The sequence below is a fragment of the Streptomyces sp. NPDC041122 genome (assembly GCF_055592445.1).
The window spans coordinates 1-15,844 of sequence record NZ_JBVIYQ010000003.1; the positions used below are offsets into that span (position 1 = coordinate 1).

At 73.4% G+C, this 15,844-nt stretch carries 11 protein-coding genes and 1 pseudogene; 7 read left to right on the plus strand and 5 right to left on the minus strand.

The genetic code is table 11. From position 1 onward, the window contains the following. Window positions 1–453: 453 nt before the first annotated feature. A complete protein-coding gene (locus tag ACZ6B8_RS12280; protein WP_471089792.1) occupies window positions 454–1,002 on the minus strand; it encodes a MarR family winged helix-turn-helix transcriptional regulator in 549 nt (182 codons plus the stop codon). A 135-nt stretch (window positions 1,003–1,137) separates the two neighbouring features. On the opposite strand from ACZ6B8_RS12280, the gene ACZ6B8_RS12285 reads away from it, so the two are divergent. Continuing rightward, on the plus strand, window positions 1,138–2,424 hold the full coding sequence (locus ACZ6B8_RS12285) for an MFS transporter (RefSeq protein ID WP_471607206.1): 1,287 nt from the start codon (window positions 1,138–1,140) through the stop codon (window positions 2,422–2,424). A 44-nt stretch (window positions 2,425–2,468) separates the two neighbouring features. Here ACZ6B8_RS12285 and ACZ6B8_RS12290 read toward each other — a convergent pair whose 3' ends face one another. After that, on the minus strand, window positions 2,469–4,166 hold the full coding sequence (locus tag ACZ6B8_RS12290) for an ATP-binding SpoIIE family protein phosphatase (RefSeq protein ID WP_471607207.1): 1,698 nt from the start codon (window positions 4,164–4,166) through the stop codon (window positions 2,469–2,471). A gap of 165 nt (window positions 4,167–4,331) precedes the next feature. After that, on the minus strand, window positions 4,332–5,726 hold the full coding sequence (locus ACZ6B8_RS12295; RefSeq protein WP_471607208.1) for an NAD(P)/FAD-dependent oxidoreductase: 1,395 nt from the start codon (window positions 5,724–5,726) through the stop codon (window positions 4,332–4,334). A gap of 372 nt (window positions 5,727–6,098) precedes the next feature. On the opposite strand from ACZ6B8_RS12295, the gene ACZ6B8_RS12300 reads away from it, so the two are divergent. The 3 genes from ACZ6B8_RS12300 to ACZ6B8_RS12310 all read left to right on the plus strand — a co-directional run bounded on the left by ACZ6B8_RS12300 (window position 6,099) and on the right by ACZ6B8_RS12310 (window position 10,433). Continuing rightward, window positions 6,099–6,869 (plus strand): TetR/AcrR family transcriptional regulator, encoded by a 771-nt coding sequence (locus tag ACZ6B8_RS12300; RefSeq protein ID WP_471607209.1) that lies wholly within the window; start codon window positions 6,099–6,101, stop codon window positions 6,867–6,869. Between the two features lie 286 nt (window positions 6,870–7,155). Continuing rightward, a complete protein-coding gene (locus ACZ6B8_RS12305) occupies window positions 7,156–9,246 on the plus strand; it encodes a sigma-70 family RNA polymerase sigma factor (RefSeq protein ID WP_471607210.1) in 2,091 nt (696 codons plus the stop codon). Window positions 9,247–9,389: 143 nt separating this feature from the next. Then, window positions 9,390–10,433, plus strand: a complete 1,044-nt coding sequence (locus ACZ6B8_RS12310; protein ID WP_471607211.1) for an NAD-dependent epimerase/dehydratase family protein — start codon at window positions 9,390–9,392, stop codon at window positions 10,431–10,433. Window positions 10,434–10,530: 97 nt separating this feature from the next. On the opposite strand, the gene ACZ6B8_RS12315 is transcribed toward ACZ6B8_RS12310, so the two are convergent. Beyond that, window positions 10,531–11,643 carry a sensor histidine kinase gene (locus ACZ6B8_RS12315; protein ID WP_471089812.1) on the minus strand — a complete coding sequence of 371 codons (1,113 nt, stop codon included), beginning with the start codon at window positions 11,641–11,643 and terminating at the stop codon, window positions 10,531–10,533. A gap of 310 nt (window positions 11,644–11,953) precedes the next feature. Next, window positions 11,954–12,619 (minus strand): annotated as a pseudogene (locus ACZ6B8_RS12320) (response regulator transcription factor); the annotation flags it as partial. Between the two features lie 729 nt (window positions 12,620–13,348). On the opposite strand from ACZ6B8_RS12320, the gene ACZ6B8_RS12325 reads away from it, so the two are divergent. From ACZ6B8_RS12325 to ACZ6B8_RS12335, 3 genes are all read left to right on the plus strand, one after another. Then, a complete protein-coding gene (locus tag ACZ6B8_RS12325; RefSeq protein WP_471607212.1) occupies window positions 13,349–14,152 on the plus strand; it encodes a glycosyltransferase family 2 protein in 804 nt (267 codons plus the stop codon). 70 nt (window positions 14,153–14,222) lie between these two features. Beyond that, window positions 14,223–14,927, plus strand: a complete 705-nt coding sequence (locus tag ACZ6B8_RS12330) for a TIGR04282 family arsenosugar biosynthesis glycosyltransferase (protein ID WP_471607213.1) — start codon at window positions 14,223–14,225, stop codon at window positions 14,925–14,927. Then, window positions 14,924–15,832: a methyltransferase domain-containing protein gene (locus tag ACZ6B8_RS12335; protein WP_471607214.1), complete on the plus strand. Its 909-nt coding sequence runs from the start codon at window positions 14,924–14,926 to the stop codon at window positions 15,830–15,832. The genes ACZ6B8_RS12330 and ACZ6B8_RS12335 overlap by 4 nt, the downstream gene beginning before the upstream one ends. Window positions 15,833–15,844: the final 12 nt, after the last annotated feature.

Here is a 15,844-nt window from a genome sequence, read left to right on the forward strand (position 1 = left end):
GGCTTTCCTCCGGGCGCTTCCCTTCGGTGTTTCTTTTTGTTCTTCGTTCTTGCGTTTCCGACTCTATCAGACTCTTTCGTGTCCGATTTCCTCGGCGCCTTTCCGGTTCCCGCTCCGGCCTTACGGCTTTCGCGTTTCCCTTTCCGGCGGTTCCGACTCTATCAGATCCTTTCGGGCCTGACTCCCAGTCAGAGTGGGTTGTCTTCGCGGCTGTTGGGCCGTTCCGACGTCTCAAACTCTAGCGGGTTTTCCCAGCGACTCATAATCGGGTCTCGGAATTGAATTCGGGCATGCCGAATGCGTTCCGTTGGGAGGTTGTGCAGAGTTTGATTTGCCGCTCGAGGCGGCGGGAGGTGCTACCGAAGAACCGTTACGGCTCCGTGGCAACCCGAAGGACTCTACGGATCCCCCGGGCGACTGTCAACCTCCGCCGGGTACCCAGCGATCCGGCTCTCAGTCCAGGTCCGTGAGACGGCCGCCGGCGTCCGGCTGGGCGTGCTCCACCCGGCGCAGGAGGCGGGTCAGCACCTCGCCCAGCGCGCCCCGCTCCTCCTGGGACAGGTCCTGGAGGAGGTCCTCCTCGAAGACCGTGGCCAGGCGCATGGCCTCCAGCCACTTCTCGCGGCCCTCCGCGGTGAGCTCGACGATCACGCGGACCCGGTTCGTCTCGTCGCGGTCACGGGTGACCAGGCCCTCCGCCACCATGCGGTCGATCCGGTGGGTCATGGCGGCCGGGGTCAGGCCGAGGCGCTTGGCGAGCTCGCCGGGGCCCATTTGGTACGGGTCCCCGGAGAGGACGAGGGCCTTGAGGACCTCCCACTCGGCGTTGCTGATCCCGAGGGTGGCGGTCTGCCGCCCGTAGGCGACGTTCATGCGGCGGTTCAGGCGGCCGAGGGCCGAGACGATCTCCTCGACCTGGGGGTCGAGGTCCTGGAACTCCCGCTGGTACGCGGCGATCTGCTCGTCAAGTGTCGGCTCACTCGGTCCGGGGGTGTCACCCATGGGCCGAGTATGGCACGGCGCCGCTTGGCATTGAAGTCCTTCAGTGTGTACAGTTTAGACTCGAACTTTAGCTTCGAAGTCTTCACGTCTAACTACTCGATGACTCACTCAAGGCAGGTGAAAGTGACCAGGGCGATGGGCGCAGCGATGCGTCGTATTCAGGCAGGCAGCGCGCTGAGCGCGTTCGGCATCGGTTTCACGGTTCCGTTCCTCTACGTCTATGTGGCGCAGGTGCGGGATCTGGGAGCCAGTACGGCGGGCATCGTGCTGGCCGCCTTCGCCATGGCCGCTCTGATCGTCCTGCCCGTCACCGGCCGCGTCATCGACCGTCGCGGCCCGCTGCCGGTGCTCGTGGGAGCGGCGGTCGTGGCCTCCGTGGGCGCGGTCGCTCTCGGCGTCGCGAACAGTGAGGTGACGGCGATCCTGGCCGCGGCGCTGCTCGGCGCGGGCACGGCCGTCATGCAGCCGGCGCTCGCCACGATGATCGTCTGGTCGTCGACGCCCGCCACCCGTACGCGCTCCTTCGCGATGCAGTTCTTCCTGCAGAACCTGGGGCTCGGCATCGGTGGCCTCATCGGCGGTCAGATCGTCGACGAGGACCGGCCGGGCAGCTTCACGCTGCTGTTCTCCATCGAGTCCGTGATGTTCCTGGTGCTCGCGGCCATCGCGCTGACCGTGCGGCTGCCGCACGCGCCGTCCATCCACGACGCGATGCCCAAGGACGCGGGCGCGCCGCGGAGCGGCATGCGCGCGCTCCTTCGGCACAAGGCCATGGTGCAGCTGTGCGTGCTCGGCTTCGTGATCTTCTTCGCCTGCTACGGGCAGTTCGAGTCGGGGCTCTCCGCGTACGGCGTGGAGGCCGCGGGGATCTCGCCGTCGACGCTCGGCATCGCGCTGGCCGCCAACACGGCGATGATCGTGGTCGCGCAGTTCGCGGTCCTGAAGTTCGTCGAGCGGCGCAAGCGCTCGCGGGTGATCGCGGCCGTCGGTCTGATCTGGGCCTTCGCCTGGGTCCTCGCCGGGTACGCGGGTCTCGGGCACGGCAGCCAGGAGATGGCGACCGCCGCGTTCATCTCGACGTACGCGCTCTTCGGGCTCGGTGAGGCGATGCTGTCGCCGACCGTCGCGCCGCTGGTCGCGGATCTGGCGCCGGGCGGCATGGTCGGTCAGTACAACTCGGCCTTCGCCCTGGTGAAGCAGCTGGCCCTCGCGGTCGGTCCGGCGGTGGGCGGTCCGATGGGGGCCGCGCTGCACGTGCCGTACATCGTGACGTTCGTTCTGTTCTCGCTGGGCATCACGGTGCTCGCGGTGCGTCTTGGGCGGCGGCTCACCCCGCTGCAGAACCAGCCGTCGCTCGCCAAGAGCCCGGTCGTCGCGCAGGGCGGCCCGGCCCCCGCCGAGCCCGCCAAAGCCGACGCGTAACGCCTCCTGCCCGTCCGCGCGTGTCCACCGCGGTCACGCGCGGCCTACTTGGGGAGCGCGAACTCGCACCAGACGGCCTTGCCGCCGCCCGGGGTGCGGCGCGAGCCCCAGTTCGACGCGATCGTGGCGACGATGGCGATGCCGCGTCCCGCCTCGTCGGCCGGTTCGGCGCGGCGGCGGCGCGGCAGGTGGTCGTCGCCGTCGGTAACCTCGATGATCAGCCGGCGGTCGGTGCGGCGCAGGCGCAGCCGCATCGGCGGCGTGCCGTGCTGGAGGGAGTTGGCGACCAGTTCGCTGGCCGCGAGGACGCCCAGGTCGTGCAGTTCCGGGGAGAAGCGCCAGCTGGCGAGGACACCGGTGGCGAAGGCACGCGCGCGTGGCGCCGCTTCCACGCCGCCGAGCAGCTCCAGGGCCGCGTTCCGGAACAGTTCGGCGTCCGTGCCGGCGCGGGCGGGGTGCTGGACGACCATGACGGCGACGTCGTCGTCGTGGTCGGCGGCGACTCCCAGGGCGCGGATCAGGCGGTTGCACACCACCTGGGGGGTGCCGGTGGCGCCGGCCAGGGCGCGCTCCAGGGAGGCCACTCCTTCGTCGATGTCCTCGCTGCGCCGCTCGACCAGGCCGTCCGTGTAGAGGACGGCGGTGGAGCCGGGGCCGAGCGGGACGGAGCCGGAGGTGTGCAGCCAGCCGCCGGTGCCGAGCGGGGGGCCGGTGGGCTCCTCCGCGCGGTGGATCGTGCCGTTCTCGTCGCGTACGAGGATGGGGAGGTGGCCGGCCGAGGCGTAGACCAGGCTTCCTTCGTTCGGGTCGTGCACCGCGTAGACACAGGTGGCGATCTGGCTGGCGTCGATCTCGGCGGCCAGGCCGTCCAGGAGCTGCAGGACCTCGTGCGGCGGCAGGTCGAGGCGGGCGTAGGCGCGCACGGCGGTGCGGAGCTGGCCCATGACGGCGGCCGCGCGCACGCCGCGGCCCATCACGTCGCCGATGACGAGGGCGGTGCGGCCACCGCCGAGGGTGATCACGTCGTACCAGTCGCCGCCGACCGCGGCCTCGGTGCCGCCCGGCTGGTAGGTGGCGGCGATGCGCAGGTCGTCGGGCTGCTCCAGTTCCTGGGGCAGCAGGGACTTCTGGAGGGTGACGGCCGTCTCGCGCTGGGCGCGCTCGCTGGTGCGCAGCCGCTCGGCGGCCTCGGCGTGGTCGGTGACGTCGGCGGCGAACACCAGGACGCCGCCGCCCTCTTCGGGGCCGGCCGCGGAGCCGCCGAGCGGCAGCGTCACGGGGGTGCACGTGAAGGTGTAGGAGCGGCCGGAGGCGGCCTTGCGGGACTTGACGGTGCGCGGTTTGGCGGAGCGCAGGACCTGGTCGAGGAGCGGCAGCAGGCTCAGCTCCTGCAGTTCGGGCAGCGCCACGCGCGCGGGTTCGCCGATGGGCCGGGGGCCGAAGGCGGTGACGTACGCGTCGTTGACGTACGCGATGCGGTGGTCGGCGCCGTGCACCAGGGCGACGAGGGCGGGGATGCGGTCGAGCACCTCGCGGGCGGGCAGTTCGTCGAGGCCCGCGAGGGCCTTGGTGTCGCCGGTGCCGTCGGGGGGAGCGGGGTCCGCTCCGTCGGAGAGCCGCTCGGCGCGGGCCGCGGGGACGGAGCCGTCCCCGCGCGGTGCCGTGGACACCGCTTGTTCGGTCCGCGCTGCTGCGCGGCGCTGCGTTCCGGGGAGCCGGGCGCTCCAGCGCGTGAAGTTCACTGCGGTAGGCCTCGTGGTGTCGCTTCTGGATCGGGAACACAGCATGTCGAGAGCGGACGTCCCTGGTGTCGGCCTGGCGGCCTGCCCATGGTCACACGAACAGTCTGACCGACCGGACTGACATCCGTCAGACGCCGGTCTGGGGCGGGGAGTTCCTGGCGCGGCTCAGGGGGACTCCTTCGGGCGTTCTCCTCCGGCCGCGAGTTCGAACTCCGCGCGGGGATGTTCGAGTGAACCGAGGGAGACGACCTCGCGTTTGAACAGGCCGGACAGGGTCCATTCGGCGAGCACGCGGGACTTGCGGTTGACGGTCGGCACTCTGCTCAGGTGGTAGACGCGGTGCATGAACCAGGCAGGGTAGCCCTTCAGCTTGCGTCCGTAGACGTACGCGACACCTTTGTGCAGTCCCAGGGAGGCCACGGAGCCCACGTACTTGTGCGTGTACTCCTGGAGCGGCTGCCCGCGCAGGGCGGCGACGATGTTGTCGCCGAGCACCTTGGCCTGGCGTACCGCGTGCTGGGCGTTGGGGGCGCACTCCGTGCCGGGCTTGTCGGCGGTGACGTCGGGGACGGCGGCCGCGTCTCCCGCGGCCCACGCGTGCGTGGTGCCGTCGACGGTCAGCCGTGCGGTGCAGATGAGGCGGCCGCGTTCGTTGAGCGGCAGGTCCGACGCGGCGAGGACAGGGTGGGGTTTGACGCCGGCCGTCCACACCACGGTGCGGGTGGGGAAGCGGGAGCCGTCGCTGAGGACGGCCACGCGGTCCTCGCAGGAGTCGAGCCGGGTCTCCAGGCGTACGTCGATGTTGCGCCTGCGCAGCTCACGCACCGTGTACTTGCCCATCTCCTCGCCGACCTCGGGCAGGATCCGGTCCGCCGCCTCGACGAGGATCCACTTCATGTCCTGTGGCTTGACGTTGTGGTAGTAGCGGGTGGCGTAGCGCGCCATGTCCTCCAGCTCGCCGAGCGCCTCGACGCCCGCGTAGCCGCCGCCGACGAAGACGAAGGTGAGGGCGGCGTCGCGGATCGCGGGGTCGCGGGTGGAGGAGGCGATGTCCATCTGTTCGATGACGTGGTTGCGCAGTCCGATGGCCTCTTCGACGGTCTTGAAGCCGATGGCGTGGTCGGCGAGGCCGGGGATGGGCAGGGTGCGCGCGATGGAGCCGGGGGCCAGGACGAGTTCGTCGTAGGTGATCTGGACGGGTCCGGCACCCTCTTCCTCGGTGGCGAGGGTGCTGAAGGTCGCGGTGCGCTTGGCGTGGGCGACGGACTCGACCTCGCCGATGACGATGCGGCACTTGTCGAGGACGCGCCGGAGCGGGACGACGACGTGGCGCGGCGAGATGGAGCCGGCCGCCGCTTCGGGCAGGAACGGCTGGTACGTCATGTACGGGTCGGGCGTGATCACGACGATCTCGACCTCGCCCCGCCTGAGCTCGTGCTTCAGCTTCCGCTGGAGTCTCAGCGCGGTGTACATGCCGACGTAGCCGCCGCCGACGACGAGAATGCGTACACAGTCCGGGGATGCGGGGGTGGTCCCGCGGGAGATCGCAGCCTTCACCATCCCATGACGCACCCGGCTCCGGAGTTTGTCCACAGGCCCGGCAATTTGTGTGACCGGGCACAGTGTGTGCGAGAGGCCCGGGCGCGGGTTGCGTGGCGGGAAAGGGGTGCAGGTCAGCGGGGGTGAGAGGGGTACGGGGGCGGGGTCGGGCCAGGCCGGAAAAGGCAGGTACTCCGATCGGGGGGCGCGCTGTGCGGAACCCACCCCTTCTGAATTGACCCCCGCTCAACTATGTTCGTGGGACGTCGGGGTGTCGGGGGATGCGCTCGTCGAGCCGAGATTCCGGTTCGCGGCAGGGCTCGCTCCTCACACGCCGGTAGTCAATGGCGGGGAGTGTCTCCGGGGGGAGACGTCATTACCGGGGGAACGTGTATGCACATTCAGGAGACTCACTGGACTTCCGCTGCGATGTCGGCATCAGCCGTCGGGCCGGGCGGAATCGGACGCGACATGGCGGAAGGAGCGCGCACGACACCGCTGCGTGTCGACGCACAGCGCAACCTCGAACATGTGCTCAGGGCGGCACGCGAGGTCTTCGGCGAGCTGGGTTACGGCGCGCCCATGGAAGACGTGGCGCGCCGCGCGCGGGTCGGTGTCGGCACCGTCTACCGACGCTTCCCGAGCAAGGACGTGCTGGTCAGGCGGATAGCCGAGGAGGAGACCTCCCGGCTCACCGACCAGGCGCGTGCGGCGCTCGGGCAGGAGGACGAGCCGTGGTCCGCGCTCTCGCGCTTCCTGCGGACGTCCGTGGCGTCGGGCGCGGGCCGGCTGCTGCCGCCGCAGGTGCTGCGGGTGAGCGTGGAGGACGGCCCCGCCGACGAGGACGCGGCGCGGGTGCCGCAGCAGCGGCAGTCGGCGTCGGACGCTCCCGAGCTGCGGCTCGTCGAGCAGCGCCGGGCGCCGGCCGAGGAGTCGACGTCGCCGGTCGACGACACGGGGGCGGCGACGCTCCTCGACGTCGTCGGGCGGCTCGTGGACCGGGCCCGCGCGGCGGGTGAGCTGCGCCCGGACGTGACGGTGGCGGACGTCCTGCTGGTGATAGCGACGGCGGCGCCCTCGCTGCCGGACGCGGCGCAGCAGGCGGCGGCCTCTTCGCGCCTGCTCGACATCCTGCTCGAGGGGCTGCGGTCCCGCCCCGCGTGACCGGTCGCCCTTCCGGGGTGCCTCGGGGGCTTTCCGTGGTTCTTCCACGGCTTCGCGCGGTGCTTCCGTGGCCGCGCGGAGCTTCCATGGCTCGCATTCGTGGAAGGTTCAACACCGTGCGTGTGTACGACTATTGAGCCTTCCCCGAATGGGTGAACGGTAGTGCTCTTCTGCGGGAAGTCGCCCCGGACGGGTGGTTGACCGTCGTGGCCATCTGCCCTGAGGCGACCGTGTGGCACGCTTTCCCGGTGGTCGGGTCTGAGTGTGCAACCGGGGGCGTTCCGCGATGAGTGTTGACGGTCGGGACGAGGCGTCCGGCGGCCTGGGCGAGGAGGTCTCCTCGGGCAGCGCCGGTGCGGACACCGGCACGCCGCACTCCCGGCAGGTGCCGCCGCAAGGCGGGCCGGGTGACGCTTCGGCGGACTTCGCGGGAACAGGGGCCGCTGAGGCGGGGGCCTCGGGGACGGGGTCCGGCACTGCGGCGTCCCCCGCCGAGCCCGTGGCCGAGCCGGTGGCCGACCCCTTGGCCCAGCCGGTTGCCGAGTCGCCGAGTGTGCCGTCGCAGCGTGCGGGCGGGGCGGGTGCCACCGCGCCCACCGGTGTCGAAGGGCCGGTGTCCGACGCCGACTTGATCTCGCGGATGCGCGGGGGCGACGACTCCGCGTACGCCGAGCTCTACCGCCGCCACGCCGAGGCCGTACGGCGCTACGCGCGCACCTGCTGCCGCGACGCGCACACGGCCGACGACCTCACCGCCGAGGTGTTCGCCCGCATGCTGCAGGCGGTGCGCGGCGGCAGCGGACCCGAGCACGCCGTGCGCGCGTATCTGCTGACCACCGTGCGCCGGGTCGCCGCCGGGTGGACTAAGTCGGCGAGGCGGGAGCAACTCGTCGACGACTTCGCGGTGTTCGCGGCGCAAGCCGCGCGTGGCACGGACCTCTCCGACGACACCGGGGCGGTCGGGTCGTTCGGGGCGGGCCTGGACCTGGGCGCGGACGTCCGCGCGATGCACGAGGCCGAGCAGTCCATGGCCATGCAGGCCTTCCGGAGTCTGCCGGAGCGCTGGCAGGCCGTGCTGTGGCACACGGAGGTGGAGGAGGAGTCCCCGAGCGAGGTCGCGACGCTCTTCGGCCTCGACGCGAACGGCACGCGGGTCCTGGCGAGCCGGGCCCGCGAGGGGTTGAAACAGGCCTATCTGCAGGCGCACGTGAGCGCGACCCTCACCGAGAGCGAGGAGTGCGCGCGCTACGCCGACCGGCTCGGCGCGTACGCACGCGGCGGTCTGCGCACGCGCGCCGAGCGGGGGCTGCGCAAGCATCTGGAGGAGTGCGCCAAGTGCCGGCTGGCCGCGGGCCAGATCAAGGACGTGGCGAGCGGCATCCCGGCGGTCGTTCCGGTCGCGGTCATCGGCTGGTTCGGCGCCGCCGGGTATGCGAAGGCGCTCGCGCTCATCGGCGGCGGCACCGCGGGAGCGGGCGCGGCCGGGGCCGCCGGTGCGGCTGCCGTGGGCGGGTCGTCCGGCGGCTCGGCGGCGGGAGGTTCGGCCGCCGCCTCCGAGGGGCTCGGCGCGCCGGCGAAGGCCGCGATCGCGGCGAGCGTCGTCGTGGCGGCCGGTGTCGCCGCGGCGATCGCGCTGACCGGAGGGGGCGGCAAGCCGAAGGCCGATCCGCCGCCGAAGGCCAAGGAGCCCGCGGTGTCCGAGTCGATCGTGCCGCAGAAGCCGCCGCCTCCGAAGGAGAAGCCCAAGCCCGCTCCACCGCCCGCACCGAAACCAAAACCGAAACCGAAGCCGTCGCCCGCGCACAAGTCCACGCCCGCCCCGGCGCCGAAGCCGCCCGCGAAGGAGAAGCCCAAGCCGAAGCCACCGCCCCCACCCGCCCCCAAGCCCAGGCCCAAGCCGCCCCGGCCGACCCCGAAGCCGCCGCCTCCGCCGCCGGCCCCGCGGGTCTACCAGTGGAACGAGTTGGACTACGGCCTCACGGGCGACGGCACCAAGCCCGAGATGCGGCTCTCCGAGAGCAGTTGGGTGTGGCAGCGGTGGGGCCTGTCGGTCGGCGACAAGCGGTACGCCCACGGCGTGACCGTGCACGGCAAGTCCTCCGTCACGATCGACCTCAACCGCCGCTGCTCGACGTATGACGCGGTGGTCGGGGTCGACGACATGACGATGGGCCTCGGCAGGGTGCGGTTCTCCGTGTACGGGGACGGGGTGCGGTTGTGGCGGTCGGCGGTGGTGAAGGGCGGTGACGCGGCGGTGCCGGTGCATGTGAACCTGAGCGGACGCAAGACGGTCCGGCTCGTCGTCGAGCCGCACACGTCGTTCGACACGGTGGCGCTGGCGGACTGGGCGCAGTCGCGGATGACCTGCGGCGGATGACGTAGGGGGATGGCCTGTGGACAGCGGGTGGGGCCGGGTGGGGAGCGGCCGGCCGGTGCTTGCTCCCGGCGAGGTCTTACGGAGCGGTGACGTGCCCGGCGCGGCTCTGTGCCGGGCGGGGTGGCGCGCCTAGCGTGCGGCGTATGCGTGTATTGGTCACCGGCGGTGCCGGTTTCATCGGGTCCCACGTCGTCGAGGCGCTCGCCGCGGGCGGGCACGACGCCGTCGTGTTCGACGTGGGTGAGGACGCGGCCATGGACGTCCGGGACCGGGAGGCGGTCGCCCGTGCGCTCGTCGGCGTCGACGCGGTGTGCCATCAGGCGGCGATGGTGGGTCTTGGCTCGGGTTTCTCGGACGCGGCCCAGTACGTCTCCCACAACGACCTCGGTACCGCCGTGCTGCTGGAGGCGATGGCCGAGGCGGGGGTGCGGCGGCTGGTCCTCGCCGGGTCGATGGTCGTGTACGGGGAGGGGCGGTACGCGTGCGCTCGGCACGGGACGGTACGGCCGGGGCCGCGCGACGTCGCGGATCTCGACGGCGGGCGTTTCGAGCCGCGCTGCCCGGCGTGCGGGGCGGCTCTGGAGCCCGGTCTCGTCGGTGAGGACGCGCCGTTGGACCCGCGGAACGTGTACGCGACGACCAAGCTCGCCCAGGAGCACCTCGCCGCCGCGTGGGCCCGGGTGACGGGCGGCTCGGCGGTGTCGCTGCGCTACCACAACGTGTACGGGCCCCGCATGCCCCGCGACACCCCGTACGCGGGGGTCGCCTCCTTCTTCCGCTCCGCACTCGCCCGCGGCGAGGCGCCGCGGGTCTTCGAGGACGGCGGACAGCGGCGGGACTTCGTCCACGTACGGGATGTCGCGGCCGCGAATGTGGCGGCGCTGGAGGCCGGTTCGGGCGAGGAAGAGGGGCGGGAACGAGGGCGGGGGCGGGGGCCGGGGCGGGGTGCGCTCAGGGTCTACAACTGCGGCAGCGGGGAGCCGCACACGGTCGGCGAGATGGCTCGGGCGCTGGCGGCGGCGTACGGGGGCCCGGTCCCCGTCGTCACCGGCGAGTACCGTCTCGGCGACGTACGCCACATCACCGCCGACTCCTCCCGCCTCCACACCGAACTGGGCTGCAAGGCAGAAGTGCCCTTCGAGGAGGGGATGGTGGAGTTCGCGGGGGCGCGGCTTCGGGGGGAGTAGACCGGGCCGGGCACGCGGTTCCGGGGCGCGGTTCCGAGGGCGCGGGGAAGGGAGTCCGTGCCGGCTGAGGCTCCCCCCGGGGGGGGCGGCTCGGTGGTCAGGCCTCTGCCGTGGGGAGGGTCACCTCGAAGCGGCAGCCACCGGGGATGTTGCGTACGGCGGCGCGGCCCTGGTGGGCCTCCACGATGCCGCGCACGATCGCCAGGCCGAGGCCCGCCCCCGCGGGCGGCGTGCGCGCGTGCGTGCCGCGCCAGCCCGTGTCGAAGACGCGCGGCAGATCTTCCTCGGGGATACCGCCGCAGCCGTCGGTGACGGACAGCACCACGCCGTCGGGCGAGCGTTCGGCCGCCACCGCGACCGTGCCGTCGGCCGGTGTCCGGCGGATCGCGTTGACCAGGAGGTTGCCGAGGACCCGGCTCATCTCCTTGCCGTCCACCTCGACCGGCACCGGCTCCACTCCCTCGCCCACCAGCCGTACGCCGTGTTCGCGGGCGAGCGGGTCGGCCCCCGCGAGCGCGTCGCCGACCAGGTCGTACAGCGACATCCGGGCCGGCGAGAGGGTGAGCGCGCCGACGTGGATGCGGGAGAGTTCGAAGAGGTCGCCCACCATGTCGTTGAGGCGTTCGACCTCGGTGCGGATCTGGCGCAGATAGCGGTCGGGGTCCGCGGCCACGCCGTCCTCCAGCGCCTCGGACATCGCGCGCAGGCCCGCGAGTGGCGTACGCAGGTCGTGCGAGATCCAGGCGACGAGCTCACGCCGTGAGGTCTCCAGGGCGCGTTCCCGGTCCCTGGACTCGGCGAGCCGGGCGCTGGTCGCCGCCAGTTCGCGGCTCAGCGCCTCCAGTTCGGCGGTGGCGGGCGCGGCCGGGGCGGCGAAGTCGCCGCCGTCGCCGAAGGAGCGGGCCGCGACGGCCAGTTCGCGGCTGCGGGCCACGACCCAGCGGCCGAGCAGGAGTGCGGTGGCGAGGGAGACGACCGCCGCCATCGCGACGACGGTGGTGACGACGCTCAGGTCGTGCGGGGAGAGGAACATCGCCCAGGCCACGGCCAGCGTTCCCGCGAGCATCGCGCCCACGGCCACGGAGGCCACGACGGCCAGTGACGCGATGAGCGAACGTCGCCGGAGCAGCCGAAGCGCGACCGCGCCGAGGAGCCCGGCCCCGATGGCGCCGAGAAAGGCGAAGAGGGCGATGAGGAGGGTGTCGCGCACGTCAGCTCCGGCGGGCGGCGGGGGTGGAGGGGTGGTCGTCGGTGGGGGCGGGTGGGGGTGCCTCGCCGGGGGTGGTGCGGTCGGGCGTGGTGGGCGGGGCGGCGGGGGGTGCGTTGTGGAGGTCAGCCGGTACGGGTGGGGGCGACGCTGCGGGTGGGGTCGACGCTACGGGTGAGGTGGGCGCTACGGGTGAGGTGGGCGCTACTAGTGGGGTCGACGCTGCGGGTGAGGTCGGCGCTACGGGTGAGGTCGGCGCTGCGGGTGAGGTCGGCGCTGGACGTGCGTTCGGCGGTACGGGTGGCGTGGGCGTACCCGTGGGGTCGAAGCGGTAGCCGACGCCCCAGACCGTCTGGATCAGCCGGGGGCGCGCCGGGTCGTCCTCGATCTTGCCCCGCAGCCGTCGCACGTGGACCGTGACGGTCGACAGGTCGCCGAAGTCCCAGCCCCACACCTCGCGCATCAGGTCCTCGCGGCCGTACGCGTGGCCGGGTCGGGCGAGAAAGAACGCGAGGAGGTCGAACTCGCGCAGGGTCAAGGCGAGTTCGACGCCGTCCTTGGTGGCGCGGCGGGCCGCGGGGTCGGCGGTCAGGCCGGCCGCGCTCAGCCGGCGCGCGCCCGTGCCGGGCCGGGCGCGGCGCAGCACCGACTCCACGCGGAGCACCAGTTCCCGGGGGCTGAACGGCTTCGTGACGTAGTCGTCCGCCCCCACCTCCAGGCCCAGGATGCGGTCGTCCTCGTCCCCGCGGGCGGTGAGCATGATGACGGGTACGGGGCCCTGCTCGCGCAGTCTGCGGCAGACCTCCAGGCCGTCCATGCCGGGCAGCATCAGGTCGAGAACCACGAGGTCGGGGCGGTGCGCGGCGGCACCGGCGAGGGCGGAGGGGCCGTCTCCGGCGCGGTCCACGACGTACCCGGCGCGGTCGAGGTACCCGGAGACGACCTCGGCGACGGTCGGGTCGTCGTCCACGACGAGCACGCGGTCTGTTCCGGCAGCGGTTCGGCGGGGGGCGTCGGCCCGGCCGGGCCGGGGGGCGTCGGGCCCGCCGGGGTGAGGTGCGTCAGCCCTGACGGGCGCGGCTGCGTCAGCCCCGCCGGACCGGGGCGCGGAGCCCCCGCCGGGGCGGAGTGTGCCGGCCTCGGCCTCACCGGACCGATGTGCACCGGCCCCGGCAGCCCGGGATGCACCGGTCCCGCCAGGCGAAGGCGCACCGGTCCCAACAGGCGAAGGCGTACCGGTCCCGCCAGGCGAAGGCGCACCGCCCCCATCGGGCGAAGGCGTACCGGTCCCATCGGGCGAAGGCGTACCGGTCCCAACAGGCGAAGGCGCACCGCCCCCATCGGGCGAAGGCACACCCGCCCCGCCAGGCAGAGGCGCACCGCCCCCACCTGCGCGGGACGCATCAGCCCCACCCGCACCGCAGCGGGGTGCACCACCCCCGGAGGCACGGGCCGCGTCAGCCCCGGCGGCACGGGCCGCGTCAGCCCCGGCGGCACGGGCCGCGTCAGCCCCGGTGCGCGGGGACGTCCACGCCCCCGCGGCCCCGCCCCCCTCCTCTTCACCCCCGGTCCAGTCCTGCGGTCGTCGTTCCATGTCGCCAGCCTCGCACCGTCGTCCGGTCCGCGCCGCACCCGAGCGGGCCCTCACCGTCGACGTCCCTGTTTCGTAAGGATCCTCCGCCCGAAATGCGGCTTTCGCGCTCGTAGGGTGAAACCCGTGACGACGACCCCTCCCCCGGACCCGGACGGCCCCTCTCCCGATCCCGCGGATCCCCCGACCCCGATGGACGCCGCCCCACCCTCGACGGCTACCTCACCCCGGGCGGGCGCCCCGTCCCCGGCGGGCGCCCCGGCCACCCCGCCGGAAGTCGACGTGGTCCTCCCCTGCCTCGACGAAGCGGAGGCCCTGCCCTGGGTGCTGGCCCGCATCCCTGCGGGCTGGCGCGCCCTCGTCGTGGACAACGGTTCCACGGACGGCTCCGCCGAGATCGCCCGCGGACTCGGTGCGACCGTCGTCCACGAGGCACGCCGCGGATTCGGGGCCGCCTGTCACGCCGGGCTGACTGCCGCGACCGCCGACTTCGTCTGCTTCTGCGACTGCGACGCCTCGCTCGACCCGTCCGGGCTCGTCCCCTTCGTACGGGAAGTACGCGACGGAGAGGCCGACCTCGTCCTCGGCCGACGGCGCCCGCGAAGCCTCGGCGCCTGGCCCCCGCACGCCCGCGCGGGCAACCTCGCGCTCGCCCGGATGCTGCGCCGCCGCACCGGCCTGCGCCTGCACGACCTCGGCCCCCTGCGCGCCGCTCGCCGGGACGCGCTGCTCGGGCTCGCGCTCACCGACCGCCGCAGCGGCTATCCCCTCCAGATGGTGGTCCGCGCGGCCGACGCCGGGTGGCGCGTCACCGAGCACGACGTCCCCTATCTGCCGCGCTCCGGCGCCTCGAAGGTGACCGGCACATGGCGCGGTACGTGGCAGGCCGTACGCGACATGAGACGCGTCCTGGCGGAATGAGCCCCGTCCTCCCCTTCGCCCCACCCATCCCCTCCGCCCTCTCCGTCCTCTCCGCCAGGAGGCACATCCCATGACCACGCTTCTCGTCATCGCCAAGGAACCGTTGCCGGGACGGGTGAAGACGCGGCTCACCCCGCCCTTCACGGCCCGTGAGGCCGCCCTCCTCGCTGAGGCGTCCCTCGCGGACACGCTGCACGCGGTGGCGGCCGCGCCCGCCCGGCGCCGGGTCCTGGCCCTCGACGGCACGCCCGGGCCCTGGCTGCCGGCCGGCTTCGACGTCGTACCGCAGTGCGCGGGCGGCCTGGACGAACGCCTCGCCGCCGCCTTCGCCGCCTGTACCGGGCCCACCCTGCTCATCGGCATGGACACCCCCCAGGTCACACCGGAGCTGCTCACCGTGGACCTCGGCGACGACGACGCGCTCTTCGGCCCGGCGGAGGACGGCGGTTTCTGGGCGCTCGGACTCGCCGAGCCCGACCCCCGGCTGCTGCGGGGCGTGCCGATGTCGACGCCCACGACAGGTGCCGCCCAGCGGGCACGGCTGACCGCCGCGGGACTGCGCGTACGCGATCTGCAGCGGCTGCGGGACGTGGACACGGCGGCGGACGCGGTCGCGGTCGCCGCTTCGGCACCGGGCGGCCGATTCGCCGCGGAGCTGGGGCGGTTGACGGCAGTCGGGGAAGAGGGCGGGGGCGGGGGAGGCGGCGGGGCAGGGCGGTACGACACCGGGCAGCGCGGGACCGTGGCCGAGCCCGGGGCGGTCACCCCCCGATGAGCACCGCACACGACGTCGCCCCCTCGCGGACCCCCCGAGCACCGAAGCCGCACGACGGCCCGCCGGCCTCCTGGGGTGCGGGGCCGCACCCGGGCGTGCCGTCCTCCGACCCGTACGCCGACGCCCTCCGCGCCGGCCGCGGCCCCCTCTTCCTGCGCCGCGCCGACGGCTGGCTGCTTCCGCTGGAGGTGGAGCGCTGGTGCGCGCAGGCCGACGAGGCGGACCTGGGTGTGATCGAACGGTGCGAGGGAGCCGTGCTCGACATCGGGTGCGGGCCCGGCCGGCTGGTCGCGGCTCTCGCTGCCGGAGGCCGCCGCGCCCTCGGCATCGACGTCAGCGAGGCCGCCGTCGCCCACACCGTGGGGCTCGGCGGGCAGGCCCTGCACCGCTCCGTCTTCGCGCCGCTGCCCGGTGAGGGGCGGTGGGGCACCGCCCTCCTGATGGACGGCAACCTCGGCATCGGCGGCGACCCGGCCGCGCTCCTCGAACGAGTCGCCCAACTCCTCGTCCCCGGCGGCCTTTTGCTGGCCGAGACGGCGCCGGTGGACATCGACGAGCGCGTCGATGTCCACCTCGTACCCGCCGACGGCGGAACGCACGGCGCCGTCGACGCCCACGGCACCTCCACGACGCCGGGCGGTACCTTCCCCTGGGCCCGTCTCGGCACTCCCGCCCTGCTGCGGCACGCGCGCCGGGCCGGCTGGCGGGCCGATGGTCAGTGGCCCTCGGGCGACCGCTCCTTCGTCGCCCTGCGGAGCCCCCAGCGCCGCCCCGAACCCGGCCCCGGACGCGACCGCGCCGGCCGTACCACCAACAGCAGCGCCGAGCCGCCGAACAGTGCGGCCGTGATCAGCAACCAGCGTGCCGCGAAACCGTCCCCCGAAAGCCCGGTGGCGGACGCGTAACGCTCGGACGCC